Annotated in this window: 25 protein-coding genes; 13 read left to right on the forward strand and 12 right to left on the reverse strand. The window is 55.4% G+C overall.

Annotation, left to right across the window (positions count from 1 at the left end; all coding sequences use genetic code 11):
• Positions 1 to 211 precede the first annotated feature (211 nt).
• The 3 genes from ACXJGX_RS11745 to pyrC form a co-directional block, all read right to left on the reverse strand.
• Positions 212 to 1699 carry a replicative DNA helicase gene (locus ACXJGX_RS11745; protein ID WP_474781818.1) on the reverse strand — a complete coding sequence of 496 codons (1488 nt, stop codon included), beginning with the start codon at positions 1697 to 1699 and terminating at the stop codon, positions 212 to 214.
• Between the two features lie 190 nt (positions 1700 to 1889).
• A complete protein-coding gene (locus ACXJGX_RS11750) occupies positions 1890 to 2558 on the reverse strand; it encodes an orotate phosphoribosyltransferase (protein WP_474781820.1) in 669 nt (222 codons plus the stop codon).
• A 56-nt stretch (positions 2559 to 2614) separates the two neighbouring features.
• Complete coding sequence (pyrC, locus tag ACXJGX_RS11755) at positions 2615 to 3667, reverse strand: dihydroorotase (protein WP_474781822.1); 1053 nt, start codon at positions 3665 to 3667, stop codon at positions 2615 to 2617.
• A 117-nt stretch (positions 3668 to 3784) separates the two neighbouring features.
• Between pyrC and ACXJGX_RS11760 the strand changes: the two genes are divergently transcribed.
• Both ACXJGX_RS11760 and ACXJGX_RS11765 read left to right on the forward strand, forming a co-directional pair.
• Entirely contained in the window at positions 3785 to 4072 is a 288-nt protein-coding gene (locus ACXJGX_RS11760) for a hypothetical protein (RefSeq protein ID WP_474781824.1), read from the forward strand.
• A gap of 105 nt (positions 4073 to 4177) precedes the next feature.
• Positions 4178 to 4399, forward strand: coding sequence for a DUF1127 domain-containing protein (locus ACXJGX_RS11765; RefSeq protein WP_474781826.1), 222 nt, complete (start codon positions 4178 to 4180; stop codon positions 4397 to 4399).
• On the opposite strand, the gene ACXJGX_RS11770 is transcribed toward ACXJGX_RS11765, so the two are convergent.
• Positions 4396 to 5316, reverse strand: a complete 921-nt coding sequence (locus tag ACXJGX_RS11770; RefSeq protein WP_474781828.1) for a phosphoadenosine phosphosulfate reductase — start codon at positions 5314 to 5316, stop codon at positions 4396 to 4398. The two genes, ACXJGX_RS11765 and ACXJGX_RS11770, sit on opposite strands and share 4 nt — an antisense overlap.
• A 309-nt stretch (positions 5317 to 5625) precedes the next feature.
• Here ACXJGX_RS11770 and ACXJGX_RS11775 point away from each other — a divergent pair, with 309 nt between their 5' ends.
• From ACXJGX_RS11775 to ACXJGX_RS11790, 4 genes are all read left to right on the forward strand, one after another.
• Entirely contained in the window at positions 5626 to 6600 is a 975-nt protein-coding gene (locus ACXJGX_RS11775) for an XdhC family protein (protein WP_474781830.1), read from the forward strand.
• Between the two features lie 292 nt (positions 6601 to 6892).
• Complete coding sequence (locus tag ACXJGX_RS11780) at positions 6893 to 7396, forward strand: (2Fe-2S)-binding protein (RefSeq protein WP_474781832.1); 504 nt, start codon at positions 6893 to 6895, stop codon at positions 7394 to 7396.
• Positions 7383 to 8174: an FAD binding domain-containing protein gene (locus tag ACXJGX_RS11785; protein ID WP_474781834.1), complete on the forward strand. Its 792-nt coding sequence runs from the start codon at positions 7383 to 7385 to the stop codon at positions 8172 to 8174. Before ACXJGX_RS11780 ends, ACXJGX_RS11785 begins: the two co-directional genes overlap by 14 nt.
• A gap of 104 nt (positions 8175 to 8278) precedes the next feature.
• Positions 8279 to 10033 (forward strand): OmpA family protein, encoded by a 1755-nt coding sequence (locus ACXJGX_RS11790; RefSeq protein ID WP_474781836.1) that lies wholly within the window; start codon positions 8279 to 8281, stop codon positions 10031 to 10033.
• 170 nt (positions 10034 to 10203) lie between these two features.
• Here the strand turns inward: ACXJGX_RS11790 and infC are convergent, their stop codons facing one another.
• Positions 10204 to 10758, reverse strand: a complete 555-nt coding sequence (gene infC / locus ACXJGX_RS11795) for a translation initiation factor IF-3 (RefSeq protein ID WP_474781934.1) — start codon at positions 10756 to 10758, stop codon at positions 10204 to 10206.
• Between the two features lie 184 nt (positions 10759 to 10942).
• On the opposite strand from infC, the gene ACXJGX_RS11800 reads away from it, so the two are divergent.
• Positions 10943 to 11539 carry a hypothetical protein gene (locus tag ACXJGX_RS11800; protein WP_474781838.1) on the forward strand — a complete coding sequence of 199 codons (597 nt, stop codon included), beginning with the start codon at positions 10943 to 10945 and terminating at the stop codon, positions 11537 to 11539.
• 72 nt (positions 11540 to 11611) lie between these two features.
• On the opposite strand, the gene ACXJGX_RS11805 is transcribed toward ACXJGX_RS11800, so the two are convergent.
• The 6 genes from ACXJGX_RS11805 to cysG form a co-directional block, all read right to left on the reverse strand.
• Positions 11612 to 12460 carry a ferredoxin--NADP reductase gene (locus tag ACXJGX_RS11805; RefSeq protein WP_474781840.1) on the reverse strand — a complete coding sequence of 283 codons (849 nt, stop codon included), beginning with the start codon at positions 12458 to 12460 and terminating at the stop codon, positions 11612 to 11614.
• 69 nt (positions 12461 to 12529) lie between these two features.
• Complete coding sequence (locus ACXJGX_RS11810) at positions 12530 to 12937, reverse strand: DUF934 domain-containing protein (RefSeq protein WP_474781842.1); 408 nt, start codon at positions 12935 to 12937, stop codon at positions 12530 to 12532.
• Entirely contained in the window at positions 12934 to 13653 is a 720-nt protein-coding gene (locus ACXJGX_RS11815; protein ID WP_474781844.1) for a phosphoadenylyl-sulfate reductase, read from the reverse strand. Before ACXJGX_RS11815 ends, ACXJGX_RS11810 begins: the two co-directional genes overlap by 4 nt.
• The gene (locus ACXJGX_RS11820) at positions 13643 to 15313 is read right to left on the reverse strand and encodes a nitrite/sulfite reductase (RefSeq protein ID WP_474781846.1); all 1671 of its coding nucleotides are present in this window, start codon (positions 15311 to 15313) and stop codon (positions 13643 to 13645) included. Before ACXJGX_RS11820 ends, ACXJGX_RS11815 begins: the two co-directional genes overlap by 11 nt.
• Positions 15314 to 15315: 2 nt before the next feature.
• Positions 15316 to 15615 carry a DUF2849 domain-containing protein gene (locus ACXJGX_RS11825; RefSeq protein WP_474781848.1) on the reverse strand — a complete coding sequence of 100 codons (300 nt, stop codon included), beginning with the start codon at positions 15613 to 15615 and terminating at the stop codon, positions 15316 to 15318.
• On the reverse strand, positions 15615 to 17006 hold the full coding sequence (gene cysG, locus ACXJGX_RS11830; RefSeq protein WP_474781936.1) for a siroheme synthase CysG: 1392 nt from the start codon (positions 17004 to 17006) through the stop codon (positions 15615 to 15617). Before cysG ends, ACXJGX_RS11825 begins: the two co-directional genes overlap by 1 nt.
• Positions 17007 to 17140: 134 nt before the next feature.
• Between cysG and ACXJGX_RS11835 the strand changes: the two genes are divergently transcribed.
• Complete coding sequence (locus ACXJGX_RS11835; RefSeq protein WP_474781850.1) at positions 17141 to 17602, forward strand: Lrp/AsnC family transcriptional regulator; 462 nt, start codon at positions 17141 to 17143, stop codon at positions 17600 to 17602.
• 110 nt (positions 17603 to 17712) lie between these two features.
• Here the strand turns inward: ACXJGX_RS11835 and ACXJGX_RS11840 are convergent, their stop codons facing one another.
• Complete coding sequence (locus ACXJGX_RS11840) at positions 17713 to 18396, reverse strand: TetR/AcrR family transcriptional regulator (RefSeq protein WP_474781852.1); 684 nt, start codon at positions 18394 to 18396, stop codon at positions 17713 to 17715.
• 157 nt (positions 18397 to 18553) lie between these two features.
• Here ACXJGX_RS11840 and ACXJGX_RS11845 point away from each other — a divergent pair, with 157 nt between their 5' ends.
• The 5 genes from ACXJGX_RS11845 to ACXJGX_RS11865 all read left to right on the forward strand — a co-directional run bounded on the left by ACXJGX_RS11845 (position 18554) and on the right by ACXJGX_RS11865 (position 24399).
• On the forward strand, positions 18554 to 19552 hold the full coding sequence (locus tag ACXJGX_RS11845; protein WP_474781853.1) for a Bug family tripartite tricarboxylate transporter substrate binding protein: 999 nt from the start codon (positions 18554 to 18556) through the stop codon (positions 19550 to 19552).
• A 113-nt stretch (positions 19553 to 19665) separates the two neighbouring features.
• On the forward strand, positions 19666 to 20178 hold the full coding sequence (locus ACXJGX_RS11850) for a tripartite tricarboxylate transporter TctB family protein (protein ID WP_474781855.1): 513 nt from the start codon (positions 19666 to 19668) through the stop codon (positions 20176 to 20178).
• Positions 20178 to 21680 carry a tripartite tricarboxylate transporter permease gene (locus tag ACXJGX_RS11855; RefSeq protein ID WP_474781857.1) on the forward strand — a complete coding sequence of 501 codons (1503 nt, stop codon included), beginning with the start codon at positions 20178 to 20180 and terminating at the stop codon, positions 21678 to 21680. Before ACXJGX_RS11850 ends, ACXJGX_RS11855 begins: the two co-directional genes overlap by 1 nt.
• The gene (locus ACXJGX_RS11860) at positions 21677 to 22516 is read left to right on the forward strand and encodes a shikimate dehydrogenase family protein (RefSeq protein WP_474781859.1); all 840 of its coding nucleotides are present in this window, start codon (positions 21677 to 21679) and stop codon (positions 22514 to 22516) included. Before ACXJGX_RS11855 ends, ACXJGX_RS11860 begins: the two co-directional genes overlap by 4 nt.
• Positions 22513 to 24399 carry a bifunctional sugar phosphate isomerase/epimerase/4-hydroxyphenylpyruvate dioxygenase family protein gene (locus ACXJGX_RS11865; RefSeq protein WP_474781861.1) on the forward strand — a complete coding sequence of 629 codons (1887 nt, stop codon included), beginning with the start codon at positions 22513 to 22515 and terminating at the stop codon, positions 24397 to 24399. Before ACXJGX_RS11860 ends, ACXJGX_RS11865 begins: the two co-directional genes overlap by 4 nt.
• Positions 24400 to 24619 lie beyond the last annotated feature (220 nt).

The following is a 24619-nucleotide window of genomic DNA, read 5'->3' on the forward strand; positions in this document are numbered from 1 at the left end:
ATGCTTTTGGGGCACAACGTCATGGAAACGGCGGAAAAACGCCGCCCTTTTGGGGTGGTCGTGCGGTCCTTGCTTGTGCGGAAAGACGCGGTGCATCGGTTTCGGTTCGCCCGCCCCAAGAATACGCGCTTGGGGTCGCCGGATCGGGGGCGGTTGCCTCAGGTGCGGCAACATCGCGTTGCGCCCGACCGCATTGGCGGTTTAGCACAGCCTAATATTCCTCAATTGCACCACTTTGCCATGGTTTCACCAGATCGCCAAAGCGGGTGAATTCGGCAGTAAAGGCCAGTTCAACGGTGCCGATGGGGCCGTGGCGTTGTTTGCCGATGATCACTTCGGCCTTGCCGTGCAGGCTCGACATTTTTTCCTGCCAAGCCCCCATGGCTTCAAGGTTGGAATCTTCGGGCTTTTCACGCTCGGTATAATATTCACCACGGTACACAAACATAACGACGTCGGCGTCCTGCTCGATCGACCCTGATTCCCGCAAGTCGGAAAGTTGCGGGCGCTTGTCTTCACGGCTTTCCACCTGACGTGATAGCTGGGACAACGCGATGACAGGGATGTTCAGTTCTTTGGCAATTGCCTTCAGGCCCATCGAAATTTCGCCAATTTCCTGTACCCGGTTGTCCGACGTGCCGCGTACCAGCTGCAAGTAGTCGACGATAAGCACATCCAGCCCGTGTGTGCGTTTCAATCGGCGTGCGCGCGCGGCCAGTTGCGAGATCGGAATTGCTGCGGTGTCGTCAATAAACAGCGGGCAGGATTCAAGGCTTTTGGCGGCATCGACAAAGCGGCGGAATTCGCCTTCGGTCATGTCGCCCTGACGAATTTTATGCGATGAAATCTCGGACGCTTCGGCCAAAATCCGGCCTGCCAATTGTTCTGCGCTCATCTCGAGGGAAAAGAACCCGACGACACCGCCGTCAATCGCGCCCTCGCTGCCATCTTGCAAGGTGCCGCGGCGATAGGCCTTGGCGATGTTATATGCAATGTTGGTGGCCAGCGAGGTTTTCCCCATCGACGGACGCCCGGCCAAAATCAGCAAGTCGGATTTGTGTAATCCCCCAAGCTTTTTATCCATATCGATCAAACCCGTCGAGATCCCCGCCAGCCCGCCTTCGCGTTGGTAGGCGGTGTTGGCCACATTGACGGCTTCGGTGACGGCGCGCAGAAAGCTTTGGAAACCCTGTTCGGATGTGCCTTGTTCAGCAAGGCTGTAAAGGGCTTGTTCGGCTTCGACGATCTGTTCTTTGGGTTCGCTTTCGACATCCAGCTTGGCGGCTTTGTCAGCGATATTGCGGCCCAATTGGATCAACTCGCGGCGTGTCGCCAGATCGTAAATCATTTGGGCATAGTCGCGCGCGGCAAAGGCCGAAATCGCGGCACCGGCGAGGCGTGCCAGATAGGGGGGGCCGCCCAGTTCTTTTAGGCCCTCGTCGTCTTCCATAAAGGTCTTAAGGGTGACCGGGCTGGCCAGCATGTTCTTTGAAATGCGGCTGGCCGCTGTTTCAAAGATGCGCGCATGGACGGGGTCATAAAAATGCTTGGGACCGATCAGGCTGGCCACACGGTCGAAGATGTCGTTATTGGTAAGAATAGCACCCAACAGCTGCTGTTCTGCCTCGATCGAGTGGGGCATCAAGTCAAGCTTGGCCTCTGCGACACCGGTTGGATTGAATGCAGTAATCTCGTTCATGTCTGTCTCTCACCAATCAAGGGTGTGTTGTAGCAATGCGCACGTACGATGGGTACTGCCTTTGCATGTGGATAAGGTGGGATAACTTTCTACGACCCAAGCAGGTGCGCAGATAAAATCAACATAGCGGTGGCTGTGGGTTGCACAACCACCGTATTTAGGACGAACTATCCACAGGCTGTGGTTAAGTTTACGCAGGTTTCCAGGCAGCAGGGTCACGCAAATACGTCTCAACCGTTGCAAGGGTCTGCGGGTCAAAGGCCTTGCGTGCTTTGGCTTCGGCCAACACATCCCACCATGTACACAGGCTGATCAACTGCACGCCATGATCGGCAAGCGTTTGTTCAACCCCATCAAAAATCCCGTAGAAAAAGATCACGGCAGTTGCGTTACAGGTGGCCCCTGTCTCGCGGATCGCATCCACAAACGACAGTTTCGATCCGCCATCGGTTGTCAGGTCTTCGACCAGTAGGACACGCTGACCTTCGGTCATCACACCTTCGATGCGGGCATTGCGGCCATAACCTTTGGGTTTTTTGCGCACATAGGTCATTGGCAGGGCAAGACGTTCCGCAATCAAGGCGCTGAACGGTATGCCGGCTGTTTCACCCCCAGCAATGTTGTCAAACGCCTCGAAGCCGGCCTCGCGCATGATCGACACGGCGAGAAAGTCCATCAGCGTTGCGCGGATACGGGGATATGAGATTAGCTTGCGACAGTCGACATACGTAGGGGCTTGCTTGCCGGACGCGTGGACAAATGGATCGGTCGCGTTGAAATCAATTGCGCCGATTTCAATCAGCATGCTTGCTGTCAGGCGGGCGATTTCTTCTTTGGTGGGGAAAGATGTCGGGATCATGGCACGAACCTATTGTTTCTTATTTGTCAAAAATACACGCCCATAGGGGCCGGGTCTTATGGTTCTACGTGCCAATGCAGTTCGAAACCGGGATCAAAAACCGTCACCGGACCGTCGACTGTGGCGATATATGCGGGATACGACACCGGGTCGCCCTTGCGTAATGTGATAGTGTCCTCATTTGGGGGCAGGCCATAAAACCGAGGGCCATTGAGCGACGTAAACGCCTCTAGCTTTTTTAACTGACGGGCTGCTTCGAACACTTCTGCAAGGCACGAGATGGTGTTGGGGGCTGTGAATATCCCAGCACAACCACACGACTGAAGTTTGGCCGGATCGGTATGCGGCGCACTGTCAGTCCCTAGAAAGAAACGTTTATCTCCCGATATGGCAGCCTGTACCAAAGCAACCCGGTGCGCTTCGCGTTTTGCCACGGGTAGGCAGTAATAATGCGGCCTGATGCCACCAGCCAAAATATGGTTGCGGTTGATGATCAAATGATGGGTCGTGATCGTGGCAGCGAGGTTTTTAGGATTATCGCGCACATAGTCCACGGCGTCCTCGGTCGTGACATGTTCCATCACAATCTTCAGGTCGGGGACTTTTTTGCGCAAAGGGTTCAGTACTTTATCAATGAATACGGCTTCGCGGTCAAAGATGTCGATGTGGCTGTCGGTCACTTCGCCATGCACGCAAAGTGGCATGCCGATTTCGGCCATCATATCCAGAACGGGGCGGACTTTTTCAAAGTCGCGCACGCCCGACGCCGAATTTGTGGTGGCGCCTGCAGGATAAAGTTTGACCGCCTTTGCGACCCCGCTTTCAAAGGCTGCGCGCACATCGGCAGGGTCGGTAGTTTCCGTCAGGTACAGCGTCATTAACGGTTCAAACCGCATGTCGCCCGGCAGGGCCGCCATAATTCTGTCGCGGTATGCGGCGGCCTGTGCGGCGGTCACCACTGGCGGAACAAGGTTCGGCATAATGATGGCGCGGCCAAAATGGCGCGCCGTTTCAGGCAGCACCGCACGCAGCATATTTCCATCCCGCAGATGCAGGTGCCAATCGTCAGGGCGGCGGATCGTAAGTGTGGTCAAATCTCTTTCAGGCATGTTGCCGAGTTACACGTTTGCGCCGTTCATGACCATAGGATTTATGATAGTACTTGTAGTCTGCGACAGAGATATTGATATAAACTGTTAACTTTTGCTTATAACCGGAGAAATACCATGATTGGTTTCATCATCGCCGTCGCCGCAGGTTTTTTTACACCGCAAATTGACAGTCTGGTTGCGGCGCCGCTGACCAGAATGCTGAAAGATCATATCGTGATAGCCCCCTCCGAGCAGCGGCTTGTGGCGTTTATGGTTGCGATGCTGGGCGCAGGTATTGCCGCAGCCATTTTTTACAGCGGCACAGCCTTTTGGGTCACTGCCGGTGGTGTTTTGGGTTATTTTGGCGCGCGCATTATTTCCGCGATCAAGAAAGTGCTGGACGCGCGAAACAACGCCGCCTGATGCTATGCGGCCAGTGCAATGCGGCATTGCAGCATTGGCTATTTTTAGGTCAACGTTTGTGACTTATAATGGGTGCAACAGAAGCGCACCTTGCAGGAGCAAACAATGACCTTTTTCACAGCCACAGAAGCGTCCCGTCCGTCCGTCGGTTTCTTTGCTTTCATCGCAGCCGGTATTTCGACAGCCTTTCACCGGGTTGTCGAAGCCCAAGACCGGAGCCCGCAAGTCCGTCGCCTTGAAGCACTAAGTGACGAAGAGCTTGCCGCAAAGGGCATCGCCCGCACCGACATCGTTCGTTACGTATTCCGCGATATTTACGTTCTTTAATCGCCCGAAAGCGCGGCTAAAACGTCGGTATAATACGGGTTTTTGCTGCGTTGCTCCTTGTAGCGACATATCGCCTTTGCCATGTCCCGATGACCTGTGTCCGTAAGATGGGTAATCAGCGATTGCGCATAGCTGTCATCGTATCGGCGCGCGCGCAGAAGTTGACGGAACCGTTTTGCATCCAAAGACCCGTCCATCGCCAACCTTAGCAGGACGTCATGGATGCCAAGCCGGTCGAAAGCATGATCAATCCTTGTCCCCAGAAGAGGGCAGGGCATCATGGTCACATGCGGTTTGTAGAACAGGGCGGCATGCATCGCGTCAAGGTGTACATGGGGATCATAGGCGACAAAGACCTGTCCGGCGCCTTCGATCATATCCGGTGCAAAACCGTATCTTCCACAGAAATCATTCCGCCGTTGCTGTATGAAACGCCAGTCCCAACCCGCAAGCTGTCTTGCTAACGTGGCTTGGGGAGACAGCGCCAGTACCGTTGCGCCGGGCGCCGCCACACAGTAGGCCGTAGCGGCATATCCGCCAGCGCCAGCGCCGTAAAAAACAATGGTTTCAAAGTCCTCAAAAAACCCGTCGTCCACCATGCGGTCAAAAAAATCGAAAATGGCGCTGTCACGAAACCAGCTCTGGGTGAATGACATGATGGACAGATGCGACCAACCGTCATAGCGCGCATGCTCAAAGCCACGCGGTTCGGCACGGGCATTGTGCGCGCGCACATCTTCAGCATTTTCAAATGTAACGATCAGATTGTTGCCTGCTTCTAAAAAGCCGGCACAATGTTGCGCCCCTAACTGTTCAAAGAAACCAAATTGGTCGCACAGGTCGTCAATGCGTCCAAGCCATGCGTTTGGCGTTAGATCAAACAAGTTACTCTCAAAAGGCAGGGGCCGGTCGACCATCGCATCACCAACTTCTTACTCGCGCCCGAGATACAAGTGAAATACGGCAAAACTGGGTGAGTTAATCAACTTAATGCTGACAGAAGTGAACCAATAAGACTGCTGTAAAGTGTTTGTAGATAGTGCGGCGTCAATGGTTTTGTTTTCTATCACATTGGTGCCTTTTTTCGACTTCGATCTTTTTTTGGCTAAGGATTAGTCAGCGGTCTGGTCTGGCACCGCAGCGCGCTTGCAAGACGCGTCAAAGCGCTGCAATCTCGGCGTTGTGCGGCCTGGAAATCCACATTGCTAGCAACAGTAAGGATAACAATGACCTTTATAGACGATGATCTGCCCATGACCGCACTTGACTGGCATCGTGCGGGCCGAGGGGTTGCTGTTGCGACCGTCGTTCAAACGTGGGGTTCTTCGCCGCGTCCGGTTGGCAGCCAACTGGTGGTCGATGCGGATGGTGCGATGGCGGGTTCGGTTTCTGGCGGATGCGTGGAAGGAGCAGTGGTCACCGAAGCGGTTGACGCCATCGCTGACGGTCTGCCGCGGGTTCTGGAATTTGGTGTCAGCGATGACCAGGCCTTTGCTGTGGGGCTGGCATGTGGCGGTAAAATCCGTGTTCTGGTCGAACCGGTGGGGCATGCATTGCCGATTGATGTGCTTGAACGCTTGGTCGCTGCGCGTGACCGTGCTGAACCTGTCGCCTATGTCACCGATCTGGCAGGCGGCGGATCGCGCTTAGTGGGGGCATCCAGCTATCCTGATCGCTTTCGTTTGGACCAATCGGGTGTCATGGAAGACGGCCATACATTTGTGGCGGTTCACAACCCGCCGCTGCGTCTGGTTGTGGTGGGCGCGGTCCATATTGCCCAGCCGTTGGTCGCCATGGCGCGTGCTTGCGGGTTTCGCCCGACGTTGATTGATCCGCGTGCCGCATTTGGCTCCGCAGATCGCTTTCCGGGCGAAGTGATTTTGGCAGACTGGCCCGACGAAGCGCTGCGATCGCTAAAGTTGGACGCGCGTACAGCGGTTGTCACATTGACCCATGATCCCAAACTGGATGACCCGGCAATTGTGACAGCGCTTGAATCGCCAATTTTCTATTTGGGAAGCCTGGGGTCAAAGCGCACGCACGCCAAACGGGTTGAACGGTTGAAGGCTGTCGGTTTTACAGATCAAGAAATTGCGCGGATCCATGCGCCTGTGGGTTTGGATATTGGCGGGCGGCACCCGGCAGAGATCGCGCTGAGCATTATGGCGCAGATCACCCAAACGCTGCGCAAGGCCAAATAAAAACGGTCAGATTGCGGGTTATATCTGCCCAAATTTCACAGCTGCCCGGTGATGCGATCCCGGCCATTGACCCGCCGATCAAACGATCACGCTGGCCATAGACGAAGCCGATCACCGTGGGCGCGTTTATGTCCGGTTTGAGCGCGGGGAATGGGCACCGAAATACAGTCTTACCGACGACTATGTGCGCATATCTGTCATGACTGCCGGTTGCGCGGGCAAGATTGCGGTTCTCAACCGGGGCGCGGCGTGATTTACTCTGATCATGCAACGCACAACACTGGATGAACACATGACAGCGATAAAGATGACCGTGAATGGAAAATCTGTGTCGAAAGATGTCGAAGACCGCACACTGCTGGTGGATTTTCTGCGCAATGATCTGCGTCTTACGGGGACGCATGTCGGGTGCGATACGTCCCAATGTGGGGCCTGCGTGATTGATGTGAACGGTACCGCTGTCAAATCATGCACAATGTTCGCAATCGAAGCGAACGGTGCGCAGGTCACAACGATTGAAGGGCAAGAGAATGCCGATGGTACGCTGAATGTGATCCAACAGGCATTCCAGGACCATCACGGATTGCAATGTGGTTTTTGTACGCCCGGTATGATTATGACGACTGCCGCGCTTTTAAAGGAAAACCCCACGCCTTCCGAAACGGAGGTACGTGCGTATCTGGAAGGCAATATTTGCCGGTGCACGGGCTATCATAACATCGTTAAGGCCGTGATGGCGGCATCCGGTCAAGATGTCAGCAACCTTGTTCAGGAGGGTTCAGATGTACGCGTTTGATATGGAACAACCGACAACTCTGGCGGATGCCGTTGCGGCGCTTGAAAAAGAAGACGCACAGATCCTGGGTGGCGGGCAAACCCTGATTCCAGCGTTAAAGGCAAGGTTGGCGATGCCCGCAACGCTTGTCAGCCTAACGGCGATTCCCGAATTGACCGGCGTTTGCGTAAATGATGCCGGGGACGTGTGTATCGGTGGGGGAACAACGCATCACACTGTTGCCCAACAGGCCAAGGCGCATTTTTCCGCGCTGTCACATCTGGCCAGCCACATCGGCGATCCCGCTGTGCGCAACCGTGGCACAATCGGTGGATCGGTCGCCAACAACGATCCGTCCGCCTGTTATCCAGCGGCAGTTCTGGCCACAGGTGCCACAATCGTTACCGACCGCCGCGAAATTGCGGCGGATGATTTTTTCCAAGGGATGTTTGCGACAGCTTTGCACGATGGTGAAATTATCACCCAAATACGCTTTCCGGTACCGATCGTCGCTGGCTACCAAAAATTCGTCCAACCCGCGTCGCGCTTTGCGCTGGTGGGGGTTTTTGTCGCCCGGTTCGCAGATCAGGTAAAGGTTGCCGTGACCGGCGCATCTGAAAACGGCGTGTTCCGTTGGGAAGACGCCGAAGACGTGCTTTCATCTGATTTTTCGGCTGCGGCACTGGATGGTTTGACGGTCTCTGCCGATGAAATGATTGGCGACCTGCACGGATCGCCCGCGTATCGGGCGCACCTTGTAAAGGTGATGACTGCACGTGCGGTCAGCGCGTCCCGCTGAATGCGCCATCGCCGCTGATTTGAAATGGATCGGGAACTAAAGTGCGTGTCAGTGCGTTCCACTGAGACGTCTCCAATTAGGAGATAAAACTTTACGAGGGTCCCATGGGAAAATCATATTTAAAATCGACGACATCTGTCGTGTTGAGCTTTGCGATGACCGCAAGCCCGCTTGCAGCGCAGGACATTACGATTGATCTGAACGCGCTCGAATCTTGTGTCGACATGACCGATGTAGAGGCAGCACCGGTTTTTCCCTGTCTTGACGTAAACGGTGACATCGCACTGGATCAGGATGCCTTAGAGGCCGTGACGTTGGATCCGGAGATGGTGCCGACTGACGCGCCGCTTGCAGATGCGCCGATGGAAGACGCACCTTTGGCGGAAGCGCCCGTTGTTGAAGAGCCGATTGTTGAAGAGCCGGTTGCAGAAACGCCCGCCGTCGAAGAGCCAGTGGCAGAACAGCCCGTCGCTGATGAACCTGTGGTAGACGCGCCCGAAGCAGACGCCGAAGCCGTAATCGAGGCGGAGCTGCCGCAGATTGAACCAGAAGCCGAAACTGCAAGCCCGGCGGCAGATGCAGAGACCAGCACCGACATGCCTGGTGAAGAAGTTGTGCCGCTCACCGACGAGGTGACCGCAGAGCCGGAAGCGACGGCAACCACCGCTGAAGAGGCAGCACCCGCAGAGCCGGTTGCAACGACAGAGGCACCCGCCGAAGAAACCACCCCAGCCGCGACAGTCGACGCCGAAGCCGAAGCTGAAGCCGAGGTGAAGCAAGATATCATTATCGAAGAAGAAACTGCACCTGCCGCTGCCGCAGCGGAAATGGACAGTGCTGATCTGGCCGAAGACGGGGTGGCCGAAGATGTTGAAGTTGAAGAGCTGAGCGCGGAAGACGTGCGCAGCAGCTCCGAGGATTTCACGACCAAAGCAACCGGAGAAGCCCGCGCTGAATCAAATCAGGGTGGCGGCCAGACAGGCGGTCTGAGCAACTTTGAAAAAGCGCTGCTTTTGGGTCTTGGCGCGGCCGTGGTCGGGTCTGTTTTGAATAACGGCGATGCCGTTGTATCGAACAGTGGCGACCGTGTCGTGGTCGAACGTGACGGAGAGCTGGTCGTTCTAAAGGACGACGATGTGCTGTTGCGTCAACCGGGTGCGCAGGTCCAGACGCGCACATTTGACGACGGGTCAACACGGACTGTTGTAACCCGCGCCGATGGCACGCAAATCGTGACCATTCGCAGCAGTGACGGTCGCGTCCTGCGTCGGGCACGCATTTTGGAAGATGGGACCCAAGTGTCACTGTTCGATGACACCCAAGAATCGCAAGCCGTGGTCGTAAGTGAATTGCCGGCCCAAACAGTGGTTGAAACGCGTGCGTCGCAGTCGGACGTCGAAGCCTTGCGTCGTGCCTTGATGGTGCAACAAAGCACACAGTTGGAGCGTACTTTCTCGTTGCGTCAGATTCGTAACATCGAGCAGGTGCGCGTACTTGCCCCAGAGGTGCAGTTGGACACGGTGACATTCGCGTCGGGTTCCGCCGCCATTGACCCAAGCCAAGCCGAGGAACTTACCAATCTAGGCCGCGCTATCGCTGAAATCATCAGCGAGGATCCAAGCCAGGTGTTCCTGATCGAAGGGCATACCGATGCGGTTGGTGACGCAGGATACAACCTGGCTTTGTCTGACCGCCGCGCGGAAACAGTGGCGCTTGCGATGACGGAATACTTTGGCGTTCCACCCGAAAACCTGATTACCCAAGGTTATGGCGAGAGCATCTTGAAGGTTCAAACACTGTCGGCAGAGCGTGAAAACCGTCGGGCATCGATCCGCAACATTACGTCGCTGCTGAACTAAGGCGAAATCACGGACCAAAAGGCCCGCGCCATCGCGCGGGCCTTTTTACGTCAAACGTATTGCAGACGCCGTGACACGCACATCATCCGGCGCGGCAGTATACCCCGACCGCAAATGCAAAAAGGCCCTCGCTTTCGCGGGGGCCTTTTGTCATCCAGTGATGGTGCCTGCTATTTCGGAAGCGGTCCGATAAGCATAACCATTTGACGGCCTTCCATTTTTGGAAAGTTTTCCACTTTCCCGGCGTCCTTCGTGTCTTCGGCGACACGTTCCAACAATTGACGACCCAGATCTTGGTGGGCCATTTCGCGGCCACGGAAACGCAGCGTGATTTTAACCTTGTCGCCATTTTCAAGAAACTTGAACACGTTACGCATTTTGACTTCGTAGTCATTGCTGTCAGTATTCGGACGAAACTTGATTTCTTTGATCTCGATGATCTTTTGTTTCTTACGCGCCTCAGCTTCCTTTTTCTGAGTCTCGTATTTGAATTTGCCATAGTCCATGATCTTGCACACGGGCGGCGTCGCATTGGGCGAGATTTCGACAAGATCAAGTCCTGCTTCTTCTGCCATGACAAGCGCACGCGCTGGGGTGACAACCCCTACGTTTTCACCGTCTGCGCCAATCAGGCGAATTTCGCTTCCTCGGATACTTCCGTTGATCCGTGCCCCTGAATCGCGTTGCGGTGGGGCGTTATGAGGTCTGCGTCCTATGGTCTTTATCCTTTAATTGTTCCAAATGGGTGATGCGTAAAATAGACCGCCAGCGCCCGCTCTTCAACCCGCAAAACTGCGTATAAACAAGAGTTTTTCCCCGCTAATACCACTTCACCTTGCGACGCGCTTCTGACATATCCGCGATGAGGGTCGAATTGACCCAAAATACAAACTGGAAAGGTAGAAATCCATGAGAGCAATTGCGATTTTGATCATTGTGGCCGTGCTTGGTTTCTTTGGCTATCAATATGCCGTCGAAGGACGTGGTCCTGCCGCCGCTGTTGGTGTGCTGACGGGGGCAACCGCCCAAGCAGAACAAGCGGCCTTGGAAGCGCAAGCCGCACAAGAAGCAGCACAAGCGGCTGCTGCCGCTGCCGCCGACCAAGCAGCCGCTGCCGCTGCCGCCGCCGCGGCTGAGCTGGAAGCTGCAGCTGCAGCGGCCGAAATTGCCGCTGAATTCGAAGCGGCGACTGTCGCCGCAGAAGAAGCTGCTGCTGCAAATGAAGCTGCCGCCGCTGCGGCAGCCGAAGCCGCAGTATCATCGCCTTCGGCCGAGATTGATATGACGGCAGTTTCTGAAGCAGATGAAATGTCACCGGAAGAAGTCGCAGACCTTTTGTCGACCGATGGTTTCGACGCTGACAAAGTGATGGAGCTGATTGCAGGATCTGACCTGTCAGAGATGCAGAAAACAACAATCACAACTGCGCTAACCGCTGCCAAAGACAATCCAGAACTTCTGCAAAGCGTTCTGGACCAACTTAAAGGTATGATGGGTCGCGAGTAATCCCATCTGACCGCAATACAAAAGGCCGCGTCAGTTCTGACGCGGCCTTTTTAATTTGATGGTCTACCGATGTTATCCGACAAACGCCTTTTCGATCACGAATTCGCCGGGTTCAGAATTCGCACCTTCGTGTAACCCGGCCTTTTCCATCAGTGCCTTGATATCAAGATTAAAGGCCAGCGACCCACAGACCATCGCACGGTCGGTTGCCGGGTTCAGCGGTGGCACACCAAGATCCGCAAACAATTCCCCATTTTCGATGAGCGTCGTGATCCGGCCCATCTTTGGGCTCTGTTCACGTGTGGTTGTCGGGTAGTATTTGATCTTGGCCAGATTTTCTTCGCCCAGCAACTCGATCATCAGCTCGTCTTTTTTGATGCCTTCAATCAGGTCGCGACCGTAAGTCAGTTCAGCAACATCGCGACATGTGTGCGTGATGATCACCTCGTCGTATTTCTCATACGTGTCGGGTTCGCGCAGCAGCGACGCAAACGGCGCAAAGCCCGTCCCGGTCGCGAAAAAATATAGCCGACTGCCTGGCAACAGTGCGTCATGGACCAGTGTTCCCACAGGTTTCGGCTTTAAAATGATCTCGTCACCGGGTTTGATGTGCTGCAGCTTGGATGTCAGCGGCCCGTCTTGGACCTTGATCGAATAGAATTCCAGTTCTTCGTCCCAAGATGGGGATGCAATGGAGTAAGCACGCAGCAACGGCTTTTGCTTGCCTGTTTCGGGGTTCGGGTCGCCCATTAAGCCGATCATCACAAATTCACCCGACCGGAACCGCAGTGATGCGGGGCGTGTTACCCGAAAGGAAAACAGGTTGTCAGTATAGTGTTTGACCTCTGTTACCGTTTGGGCGTCGGGCAGGGTGGGGACAGCTTTGGCAGTTGCTAGGGTCACAGGTGTTTGCTCGGTCATAATTTACATTGGTGACCCTTATCGGGCCGCCCTCCGGTTTAGACATTGAAATGGATCAGGGAAAGGGGGTTATCCGCGCATTCGGGCCTGATAGTTGTGGTTTTGCCAATCGGCGCGGAACAGCCATTGGTCTTCGGGCTGACGTGCCGCAAGCGCATCGTCGATTTCGACCTCGTCAAAACCGGACCGGCGCGCCATGGCGTATTGGTCGGCGATCACATGACCGCGCGCGCGCAGACGCCCCGTGAAACCCGCCCGGCGCAGAATGGACGCCAGCGTAAACCCGCGCCCATCAGCAAATGACGGAAAGTCGATGCGGATCATCGGCGCGTTCGCAAGCGACGCCAACGTGTCAGGCGCAGTGTCAGACGGAAGGTCAATGCCTTGCATCCCGTTTGCCGCCGCATCGTCGCGGGCAACAAAGCCGTGCACCCAATCTTCGACGCCAAATCCATTGTCTGTAACAATCACACTCATGCTGCTTTTCCGCTCCGTACCATTTTGCCGTTTTCAAAGTGAATACCGCATTCTTCTTTGTCGCTATCCCGCCAGCGGCCTGCACGCGGATCTTCGCCTTCACCCACACGGGTTGTGCAAGGGCCACAGCCGATAGATGGATAGCCCTGCGCCACCAACGGATGCCGGGGCAGGTTGTGTTCTGTAATATAGGCCTGAAGGTCCGCCGGGCCCCAATTCGCAAGCGGATTAACCTTGATCCGGCCTGCTTCTTTTTCAAAAAGCGGCAGAGCGGCGCGTTGCCCGTTCTGAAAACGTTTGCGCCCGGTGATCCAGCCGTCGAACCCCTGCAACGCAAGTTCAAGCGGGCGGGTTTTACGCAGATCGCAGCAAGCGTCGGTATCCGCCTGATGCAACAGCCCGTCGACATCCTCGCGCAGCAGCGCTTCGCGGGACGGCGTGATAACTTGGACGTTGGTCAGTCCCAGCTTTTCAGCGACATCTTTCTGATATTGCAGCGTTTCGTCGAACAGCATCTCTGTGTCCAGAAACAGGATTGGCGTGTCTTTGTTGATTTGCGACACCATGTGCAAAAGCACGACGCTTTCGGCGCCAAAAGACGACACAACCGCGACCTTCCCTATTTCAACGTCATCAAGAACATGGCCGAGAATGCTCTGCGCATCGCTGTCGCGGTGCAACACATTACGGCGCTCTGCGACGTCGTTATGCGGCATTTGCTTGGTCCTCGGCTGGATAAAGGATTGCTTTGAATGGGGAAAGCCCCAAGCGGCGGTAGGCTTGTAGGAATGTTTCATCAGCGTCATTGCGCAGCTCCAAATATCCTGTGACCAAACGTTCGATGGCGGGCACGATTTCTTCGGCGCTGAAACCGGGACCGGCACGTTCGCCAATTGTTGTTGTTTCGGTGCCATCGCCGCCCAATGTGATCTGGTAGTTTTCAACACCAGCGCGGTCGAGCCCGAGAATGCCGATATGCCCCACATGGTGGTGGCCACAGGCATTGATGCAGCCCGAGATTTTGATTTTGAGCTGACCAATGTCGTGTTCAATCTTTAGCTCATCAAAACGGGTTGCGATTTCTTGCGCGATGGGGATCGACCGTGCGGTGGCCAGCGCGCAATAATCCATGCCGGGGCAGGCGATAATATCGCTGACCAGCCCGACATTCGCGGTTGCCAGATCCGCCGCACGCAAGGCTGCGTACACGGCAGGAAGGTCAGATTTATGCACATGCGGCAGGATCACGTTCTGTTCGTGGCTGATCCGCAGTTCACCGTGGCCATAGGCCTCTGCGATGTCTGCCATTGCGCGCATCTGGTCGGATGTCGCGTCACCGGGGGTCGCGCCATGTTTTTTGATGCTGATCGACACGATGGCATAGCCGGGCTGCTTGTGCGCGGCCAGATTGGTGTCCGACCACGACCGGAATGCCGGGTTTGCCTGACGCGCAGCATCGTAGCCATCCGTTGATTTCGTCACAAATGCGGGCGCAGCAAATGCGGCTTCGATTTGTGTCAGCCACGCCTGATCGATGCCGGAAAATTCGCGACGGATAGAGGTAAACCGGTCTTCGACCAGTTCGCGAATCTTTTCCACACCATTTTCGTGCAGCGTGATTTTGATCCGCGCTTTATATTTGTTGTCGCGGCGTCCCAGCAGGTTGTAAACGCTGACGATCGCCTCGCAGTAGGGCAGCAGGTCCGCTTGCGGCAAGAAGGCGCGCAATGTTTTGCCCACCATCGGCGTGCGGCCAAGCCCGCCCCCCACGATCACCTCGTAGCCGATTTCGCCTGCGTCATTGCGCACAATTTGCAAGCCAATATCATGCGCACGGATCACGGCGCGGTCATGTGTTGACCCCGACACGGCAATCTTGAATTTACGCGGTAGAAACTGGAATTCCGGGTGGTCGGTCGACCACTGGCGCAGCAGTTCGGCCACCGGGCGCGGATCAGCGATTTCATCAGCGGCGGCACCCGCGAAATGATCCGCGGTGACGTTGCGGATGGTGTTGCCAGACGTCTGCAGCGCGTGCATCCCGACATCAGCCAAAGCGGCCAACATATCGGGAACGTCCCGCAGTGCAGGCCAATTGTACTGAATGTTTTGACGCGTCGTAAAGTGGCCGTAGCCCTTGTCCCATTTATCAGCAATGTACGCCAGTTGGCGCATCTGCGGTGCGTTCAGGGTGCCGTAAGGTACTGCAACGCGCAGCATGTAGGCGTGCAGTTGCAGATACAGACCGTTCATCAGGCGCAAAGGCTTGAATTCGTCTTCGGTCAGTGATCCGTCGATGCGGCGTTCAACTTGGCCGCGGAATTGGGCAACACGCTCGCGGACAAAAGCTTCGTCGAAGTCGTTGTATACATACATAATTAAAGCTCTACTTGTTTGCCGTGGGCATAGTTTGACGGACCGCGTGTGCGGAATGTTTCGCGAAAGTGGGTTGGCTCTGGGCCGTCCTCGCCGGATTTTGCATCCGCCAGATAGACGCCCGCAATTTCATCCTGGCGTGCTTGGGCTTCTAGCAGGCGCAGATCAGCGTGGGCTTCATCGGTCATCAATTCGGCCTCTTTGATGTCGCGGGTCCAGCGGTCATCTTCTGTCAGCCAAACGGCGTCACCTTCCAGTAGCGCATTGGCGGTGATGACTTTGGGTGAAAATGCACGGGACATTATGCAAACTCCTTGAGTTTTTGCGATTGAGCAGCGGCGTCGCGCGGGGCAAGGCCGTAAAATGTGATGGCAGGGCCGGTCAGGTCTGCATGGGTCATTGTGGGTTCCAGTTCACCCAGCGTGGTCGCGATGACCCGCTGGTTGGTGCGGCTGATGTTTTCAATGATCGTCACCGGAGTCGCCGGATCGGCACCGTGCATCAGCAGACGCCCTTGGATAAACCGGGCAGCTTTCTTGCCCATATAAATCGCTGCAACTTCGCCCGGGACGGCAAGCGCGCGCCAGTCTTGATCGGCATAACCTTTGGTGTCATGGCCCGTGATCAGGCGCACCGATGCATTGCGGCCCCGTTTTGTCAGGCTTTGCCCGATCCCTGCAACAGCTGCCGACGCGGCCGTGATACCGGGGATAATGCGGTAGCTGATGTCGGCGGCTTCCAGTGCTTCGATTTCCTCGTCCAGGCGGCCAAACACGGTTGGATCTCCGGCCTTCAGCCGGACAACGTGGTGGCCGTGTTGCGCATGTTGCACGATCAGCGCGTCAATATCGGATTGCGACATCGACGGGCCAAAACCTTCTTTGCCGGCATCGATAATGATCGCTTCGCGGCGGGCGAGTTCCAAAATCTCGGGCGTGACCAACCGGTCGTGGATCACCACATCCGCCTTGTCGAGCGCGTTGCGCGCCTTGAGGGTCAGCAGTTCGGGGTCGCCGGGGCCTGCACCGACAAGGTCAACATGCCCTGATTTTGCGGTCGCCATGATGTGAGCATCCAGCAAGGTTTCCAATGTTGGGATGACGGCGCTTGTGCCTTTGTCATCAATGGCTTTTGGCCCGGCATTAAAGTAGAATGCAGACCAGAAATCGCGCCGCTTTCTACCCATTGGAAGGACGTCGACCGCATGACGGAACGTTTTTCCGATACGCGCCAGGGTGCCAAGCGACGTGGGCAGGCGCGCCTCAAGGTCGGCTTTGATCGCGCGGGCCAGAACAGGGGCCGCGCCTTCGGTGCCGATGGCGATCGTCACCGGGTCGCGGTCCACAATGGCAGGTGTGATGAATTGGCTATCGGCCAGATTATCGACGATGTTCACCAAGGCACCATCGGCGCGGGCGATGGCTGCGACACGGGCATCTTCGACGTCGTCTTCGTTGGCCGCATAAAACAGCGCAGCGCAAATCGCGTCACCAGGTGCCATCGCGCGGCGAATGACTGTCAGTTTGCCATCAGCGGCCCAGCGGGTGATTTCGGGTGCCACGTCAGCGGCGATGACTGTCAGTCTGGCTTCGGTCTTGAGAAGCAACCGCAGCTTCGCCAAAGCGGCATCGCCACCGCCCGAAAGGACAATGCGGCGGCCTGCAACGGCTAGGAAGATGGGAAAGTGCTGCATAGGGACCTCTGATTTGTTGTCTTTAATATAGAACATCGTTCTGCTATTTGCTTCCCCTAGGCGGCGTTTAAGGAAGTTTGTTCTGGCAATTGCCAAATTTGGACCGCCTGTCCTGCGAAATTGGAGAATTCAGAATGTCGGTACGGATTGACGCAACAGACCGGAAAATTTTAGCGGCTTTACAGGCGGATGCGGCGCAGTCACTGGACGAAATTGCCAAAAATGTAGGCTCTTCGAAAACGCCTGTGTGGAACCGAATCCGCAAAATGCGCGATGCGGGAATCATCGGACAGCAGACGGTATTGCTGGATGCAGAAGCGCTGGGATTCGAGGCCTGCTTTTTCGTGCTGATCCGCACGTCGGAACATGACGCGGATTGGCAGGGAAAGTTCCTTAAGGCGCTGAAATCCCGCCCCGAAGTGCAAGAGGCACACCGTCTGGCCGGCGATATTGATTACATCCTGAAGGTGCGGGTCAAAAATGCCCGTGCCTATGACACATTCTATCAAGCGCTGATATCAGAGGTGAAGGTGCATAACGTCACCGCGTTGCTGTCGATGGAGGAAATTAAATCGACGGTGGCATTGCCGCTGTAGCATAGCGTCGCGCGTATTTGGTGGCGACCTATACGGGTGAAAGCATCGGAACGATGCCGCGCTGATGGGTTGATCGGGCATGAATAGAAGTCACGCGAAACCCATTTTAATCAGTTCCATGATGTGGGTTCGTAGCCAATCACAACGGCGGCCAGCACCATATCCGTGGCCCGGACTTTTAGCTGCGCTTGCATCGCGGTGTCAAAGAGCGACGGCCCGAAAGACGCGGTGAATGTGGCGCGATTTGAGATGTTATAAAAGCTGAACGAACTGGTGAGCCAGTGAAGTTGCAGTGGATCAGTTCCTTCGCGGAATAATCCTGCTGCTTTGCCGCGATCACAGACGTCGATCAGCTTGTCGATGATCGAGCGGTTCAGGCGTGGTACGATCTCTGATTTACGTAAATACTCGGCATTATGTATATTTTCGATCATGACCAGACGGATGAATTGGGGCGAGCGCACATGGGCATCAAACGTCGCAAGAACGAGGGTGCGCAAAGCTTCGACCGGCTCTAGCCCGCCAACCTCAAGCAGATCTTCGCTGTTGCGCAATGAAGAATAGACGCCTTCAAGCACTTTGCAATAAAGGCCGACTTTGTCACCAAAGTAGTAGTAAATCATCCGTTTCGACGTTGATGTTTTTTCGGCGATTTCGTTGATATTCGCGCCGGTCAGCCCGTGGGCTGCGAACTCCTGGGTCGCGACTTCAAGGATATTTTCTTGCACTGCGGCAGGGTCTTTCTTCCACGACGTTTTGCGTGCTTTGGAATCGCTTTGCTTATCGACGTCCATCGAATTTGCCCCTGATAAGTGTTTGCCGTCGGTGTATAGCATCAATTTAACCCGTGTGAACATTTATTGACAAATTAACCCGTGGGTACATAAATGCGTTTGCGGCTTTCGAGGCGAGGAGCGATTCGAGAGCCAAAAACACATAGGGGAGGCAGAAATGTCGTTTAAGATGATATGCGCCGTTGTTGCGCTTGGCGTTAGCACGTCCGTTGCAACAGCCGAGGGTTATCCAACAAAAGAAATTCAAGGCATCATTCAGTGGGGCGCAGGCGGATCGACAGACACCGTGATGCGGGCCGTAACGCCACATGCAGAAGAGGTTCTTGGTGGGTCCATTGTCATGCAGAACATGACGGGCGGGGTGGGCGCGATTGCGCTAAACTACGTGGTGGATGCAGAGGCGGACGGGTATACCGTGCTGATGGGCGCCGAAAACCCGATGCTGTACAAAGTCATGGGGCTTGGTGACAAAGATTATACAGACTTTACGCCGATCAATCTGCTTGCACGCGGGACGCCGATTTTGGTGTCCAGTCCTGATGCGCCCTTTGATACATACCCTGAAATGATCGCCTATATTCAGGCACACCCCGGCGAAGTGAAGTTCGGGTCAACAGGCCCTGGCGGCCTCCCGTCTGTCGTAACCGCCATGATCACGTCGGGCACCGAACTCGATGTGATCTTTGTTCCCTACGATGGTGATGGCCCGGCCTTGACTGCCTTGCAAGGTGGTGCCATCGACGTGATGCCTGCTGTTCTTGGGGCCTCCGTCGAGGGAATCCGTGCAGGTACAATGAAGCCGCTGGCGGTGTTCGACATTGAACCCAACGCGGCATTGCCTGATGTCCCAACCATCACGTCGACAAACCCCGAGTTTGAAAAATTCCTGCCCTGGGGTCCGTTCTTTGGCGTGTTCGTAAAGAACGGGACGCCTGACGATGTGATTGCAAGCCTTTCCGCGGCATATGCCACGGGCGCAGAGGCGCAGGACTTTATCGACCTGATGAATGGTCGCGGGTTTACAATGATGAACATCTCTGGCGATGAAGCGCAGGCTTTTTTAACAAAGTGGCAGCAAAACACTGCGTGGCTGATGAACGACGCTGGTCTGACCAAAGCATCGCCCGCTGACTTTGGTATTGAACGTCCGGAATGATTTTTTAGGGGGCCGATTGCGGCCCCCTATGCGCCGCACCCCGACAACAATTGTTACCGCAACATCAATGCGATGACCGTTGGCACACTGCCGTCTTATTGCACGAGGTCGCCATGAAACACCCCGCCAAACGCAAGTCTGGTGAACTTGCATTCGCTGCTTTCCTGACGATCGCCAGTATCGGTCTATTGGTCAGCGCATACAGCATTTCAAAATTCGAAGCACTGAGCGCGCCCGGAGCAATTCCCATGGCGACAACGCTGGTCATGGTCATCACGGCGTCCCTCGTGTTTTATCAAACATCGCGTGCCACGCCCGACACGCAAGGCAAGTTTTTCGTCGACATCATGCCGCCACGGATCGCCATTATCGCGGCGCTGTTGATTGCCTACGCAATTGCACTGAAGCCACTTGGCTTTTTGCCGACCTCCGCCGTGTTCTTGCTGGTGACGATCAAATATCTCAGCCGTCGGTCGTGGTTTTTTGCGACAATCGTAGGTCTGGCATGCCTGTTGGGCATCTATTTGGTATTTCGGATTGTATTCACCGTGTTGATGCCCGCGGGTATCGTGCCAGAGGGTGAAATATTGGCGTGGATGCGCCACATTTTCGCGGGGGAAAAGTGATGCCCGAGACGCTTTCCTATTTTCTCACGGTTTGGACACACCCACAGCTGATGGTGTTGGTGGGCTTGGGAACGCTGGCGGGGATCTACGTTGGTGCCATTCCTGGCTTGTCGGTCACAATGGCTGTTTCAATTCTGATTTCGTTCACATTTTCATGGGATGTGCAGCCTGCCATCGCGCTGATGATCGGTATCTACATGGGGGGTGTTTACGGCGGGTCGCGCACGGCGATCCTTCTTAATATTCCGGGTGCGCCGTCTGCGATTGCCACGGCGATGGATGGCTATCCGATGGCACAAAAGGGAGAAGCAGGTACTGCCATTGGCGTCACAACAGTGATGTCCTTTGTCGGCGGTTTGATCGGCATTACCGTTCTTGCAGTCGCGGCCCCGCTGGTGTCCGATTTCGCACTCAGCTTCCAACCCCGCGACTATATGTTGCTCGCTGTTTTGGGGATATTGCTTGTCGGATCGCTGTCGGGTGGAAGCCTGCTCAAGGGCATTTTTGCCGGTGCTTTTGGTATCGCGATCGGTGCGGTGGGAATGGACCCGTTAACGTACACCGAACGCTTCACCTTTGACACGCAACTGTTGCGCGGAGGCGTGTCTTTCATCGCGGTGATGATCGGGATGTTCGGTGTATCTGAGGCGTTACACCAACTTCACCACCTTGATACGCCAGCCATAAAACAAAAGATCAGTAAGATTGTGCCGTCGTGGCGCGTGATCCGCACCTATTTGCCGCTGTCGCTGCAAACATCCAGCATCGGGGTCATCATTGGCGCATTGCCGGGAACCGGTGGCGACATTGCCGCGCTGATGGCCTACGACCATGCAAAGCGTGTGACCAAAAACCCCAAGGTTCCCTTTGGCGAGGGGGCAATGGAGGGTCTGGTCGCGCCTGAGACCGCAAACAATGCTGCCGTGGGCGGTGCATTTATTCCGATGATGACGCTTGGAATTCCGGGCGACGCCGTCACGGCCATCATGATCGGTGCGCTGTATATTCACGGTTTGAACCCGGGTCCGATGCTGATGATCGATAAGCCAGATATGTTCTGGTTTATCGTGGGCTCTCTTGCGATGGCAAACGTCTTTATGTTGGTTTTTGGCCTGACAGGGATCCGCGTGTTCACCAAGATCGTCGAGATGCCGCGTGCGGTTTTAATACCTTTGATCTTATTGCTGTCCATCGTTGGTGCGTATGCGGTCAATAACGCAATCACCGATATCTATTGGATGCTTGGCTTTGGTATTCTGGGCTATTTTTTGAAGCATTACGACTATCCGCTTGGCCCTGTGATCCTTGGTGTGATCTTGTCGCGATTGCTTGATGATAACTGGCGGCGCGCGATCATATCCGAACGCGAGAGCCTGCCAAAGTTTTTCGCGGGTATTGTCAGCAGCCCGCTTTCGCTGACTTTATTCACTGCTGTAATTCTGATTTTCATCAGCCAGACACCTTTATGGGCCGCGGCAAAAAAGAAGGTGTTCAAAGCATGAAACCTGATCTGCATCTTGGGCTGATTGGCGACAACATCACACGGTCGCAATCGCCACGCCTTCATCGGATTGCCGGGCGATTGGTTGGTCTTGACGTTGTCTACGACCGGTTGATCCCCAAGGATCTCGGGCTGACATTTGACGAGGTTTTTGACCAGGCCAAGGACACCGGATTTCGTGGGATCAATGTGACATACCCCTACAAGGAGCAGGTGACATCACGTGTGACCGTGATCGATCCGCTTGTGCGGGGCATTGGCGCCGTAAACACGGTGGTATTCGCGGATACAGGGCCGATTGGGTATAACACCGACTACACTGGTTTTATGGCGGCCTACCGGAACATTCTGGGCCAAGGTGACGCTGGCACTGTTTGCTTGATCGGTACAGGTGGTGTCGGAAAAGCGGTGGCCTTCGGGTTGATCGGTCTAAACGCAAGTTGCATCCGCTGTGTCGACCTGAACCCAGACAAGGCGATCGCCCTTGCGACATCCCTGCGCGGATTGGGAACGTCTTGTAAGATCGAAGTCCACAATGATCCCGTGGTGGCCGCGCAGGGTGCCGACGGCATTATCAACTGTACGCCACTTGGCATGGTCGGGATTGGGGGCAGCCCGTTGGCGGCCGCGCATATGAACGGTGCGAAGTGGGCATTTGACGCGGTATACACCCCGGTCGAGACCCAGTTTATCCAAGATGCCGCGCGGGCAGGGCTGTCCGTCATTTCTGGCTATGAACTGTTCTTCGGACAGGGTGTGGATGCGTGGAAGATATTTTCTGGAAGAGATGCTGATCTGGTCGCATTGCGGGCAGAAATTCAAGGACCAGAGCTATGAAAACGTCAATTGCGACCGTCTCTATTTCCGGAAACCTGCCAGAAAAGCTGGAAGCAATTGCAGAGGCGGGCTTTGACGGGATCGAGATATTTGAACAAGACTTCATCGCCCACGATGGGAACCCCCGCGAGGTGGGTGACCTGATCCGATCAATGGGATTGGAAATCATGCTATTCCAACCGTTCCGCGATTTCGAAGGTCTGCCCACAGCCCTGCGCGGCAAAGCCTTTGATCGCGCTGAGCGCAAATTTGATTTGATGCAAGACCTCGGCACCGACCTTGTGTTGGTGTGTTCGTCCTGCCACCCGGAGGCATTGGGAGGCATCGACCGTGCTGCGCAAGATTTTCATGCGCTGGGTGAACGCGCCGCCAAGCGCGGCCTGCGTGTCGGGTTTGAGGCGCTCGCATGGGGACGACACATCAACGATCACCGCGACGCATGGGAGGTCGTCCGGCGTGCCGATCACCACAGCGTAGGTCTGATACTGGACAGCTTTCACACGCTTTCGCGGAAAATTGATCCTGACACGATCCGACGCATTCCCGGTGACAAGATTTTCTTTGTCCAACTCGCGGATGCGCCTGCGATTGACATGGATTTACTGTACTGGTCGCGCCATTTTCGCAATATGCCGGGCGAAGGCGATTTGGCGGTAAAAGACTTTGTTAAAGCTGTTGTTGCGACAGGTTACGCTGGGCCGTTTTCGCTTGAGATATTCAACGACCAGTTTCGCGGCGGGCAGCCGAAAAACATTGCGAAGGATGGGTTTCGTTCGCTGATCGCGCTGATGGATGACGTGAAACGCGAAGAGCCAAGCGCAAACCAAGTGTTTGATGTCATGCCCCAACGCGCCGCTGTCGAAAACGTGTCATTCATCGAATTTGCATCGCGTGGAACCGAGGCGGATGATCTTGAAGCGGTGCTGCAGACACTTGGTTTTAGCAAGTCAGGTGATCACATTGCCAAGAACCTGTCGCTATGGACCCAATCTGATTTGAAATTCGTGGTCAACAGAGACACCATTGGCTATGCAAGTAGCGCCTTTGCCATGCATGGCACCACCGTGTGTGACATTGGTCTCGCCGTTGATAACGCTGAAAATGTTGTGACACGCGCAATCAGTCTGGGTGCGCGCCCGTTCTCGCAGCCGACGGGGCCGGGTGAACTCGATATTCCTGCCATCCGTGGGTTGAGCGGAAGCGTGTTGCACTTTATCGACCGCGCCAGCGACCTTAATTCCGTGTGGGATATTGAATTTGCCGGCGCCGCGCAACCGCAGATAGGGGCGGGGCTGCAGCGTGTTGACCACCTTGCCCAGACCATGAGTTATGACGAGATGCTAAGTTGGTCTTTGTTTTATACATCGCTGTTTGACATGAAAAAATCACCGATGGTCGATGTTGTGGACCCGGACGGGTTGGTGCGCAGTCAGGCCTTGGAGACGCCGGGGGGAACGTTCCGGATCACTCTGAACGGTGCAGAAACACATCGCACGATGGCGGGTAATTTCCTTGCCGACAGTTTCGGGGCGTCGGTGCAGCACATTGCCTTGGCGACGCAAGACATTTTTGCGACCTCTGCGGCGATGCATGATCTTGGGTTCAAGCCGTTGCCAATGTCGGACAATTATTACGCTGATTTGACGGCGCGCTTTGACCTTTCGCCGCCACTGCTTGCCGCGTTGCGGGCGGGAAATATCTTGTATGACGAAGACGCCAGTGGCGCATTTTTCCAATTTTATTCAAGGCCCTTTGCCGGTGGGATATTCTTTGAAATCGTGCAGCGAAAGGACGGTTACACCGGGTTTGGGGCGCCAAATGCACCCTTCCGAATTGCCGCGCAAAAACGACTGATGCGTCCCAAGGGACTGCCAAAGTCCTAAGGTGCAGTAACTGATCGCACGGCCGCAATCCTGACAGGTGCTTGCACAGCGGGCTATTGCGTAGGGGCCGCGCCTCGGTTTCGACATGTCCTTGATCCAGACACCCGTTCAGAAATGCCGACCTTCGCCCACGTTTCCCTGATAGTTTGCCGCGCATCACGCGTTGCTTTCATATCAGCTGGGTGTAGCTGCGTGGCTATCCATGATGCGGGGTGGTCGG

The organism is Yoonia sp. SWMV100, assembly GCF_056108365.1.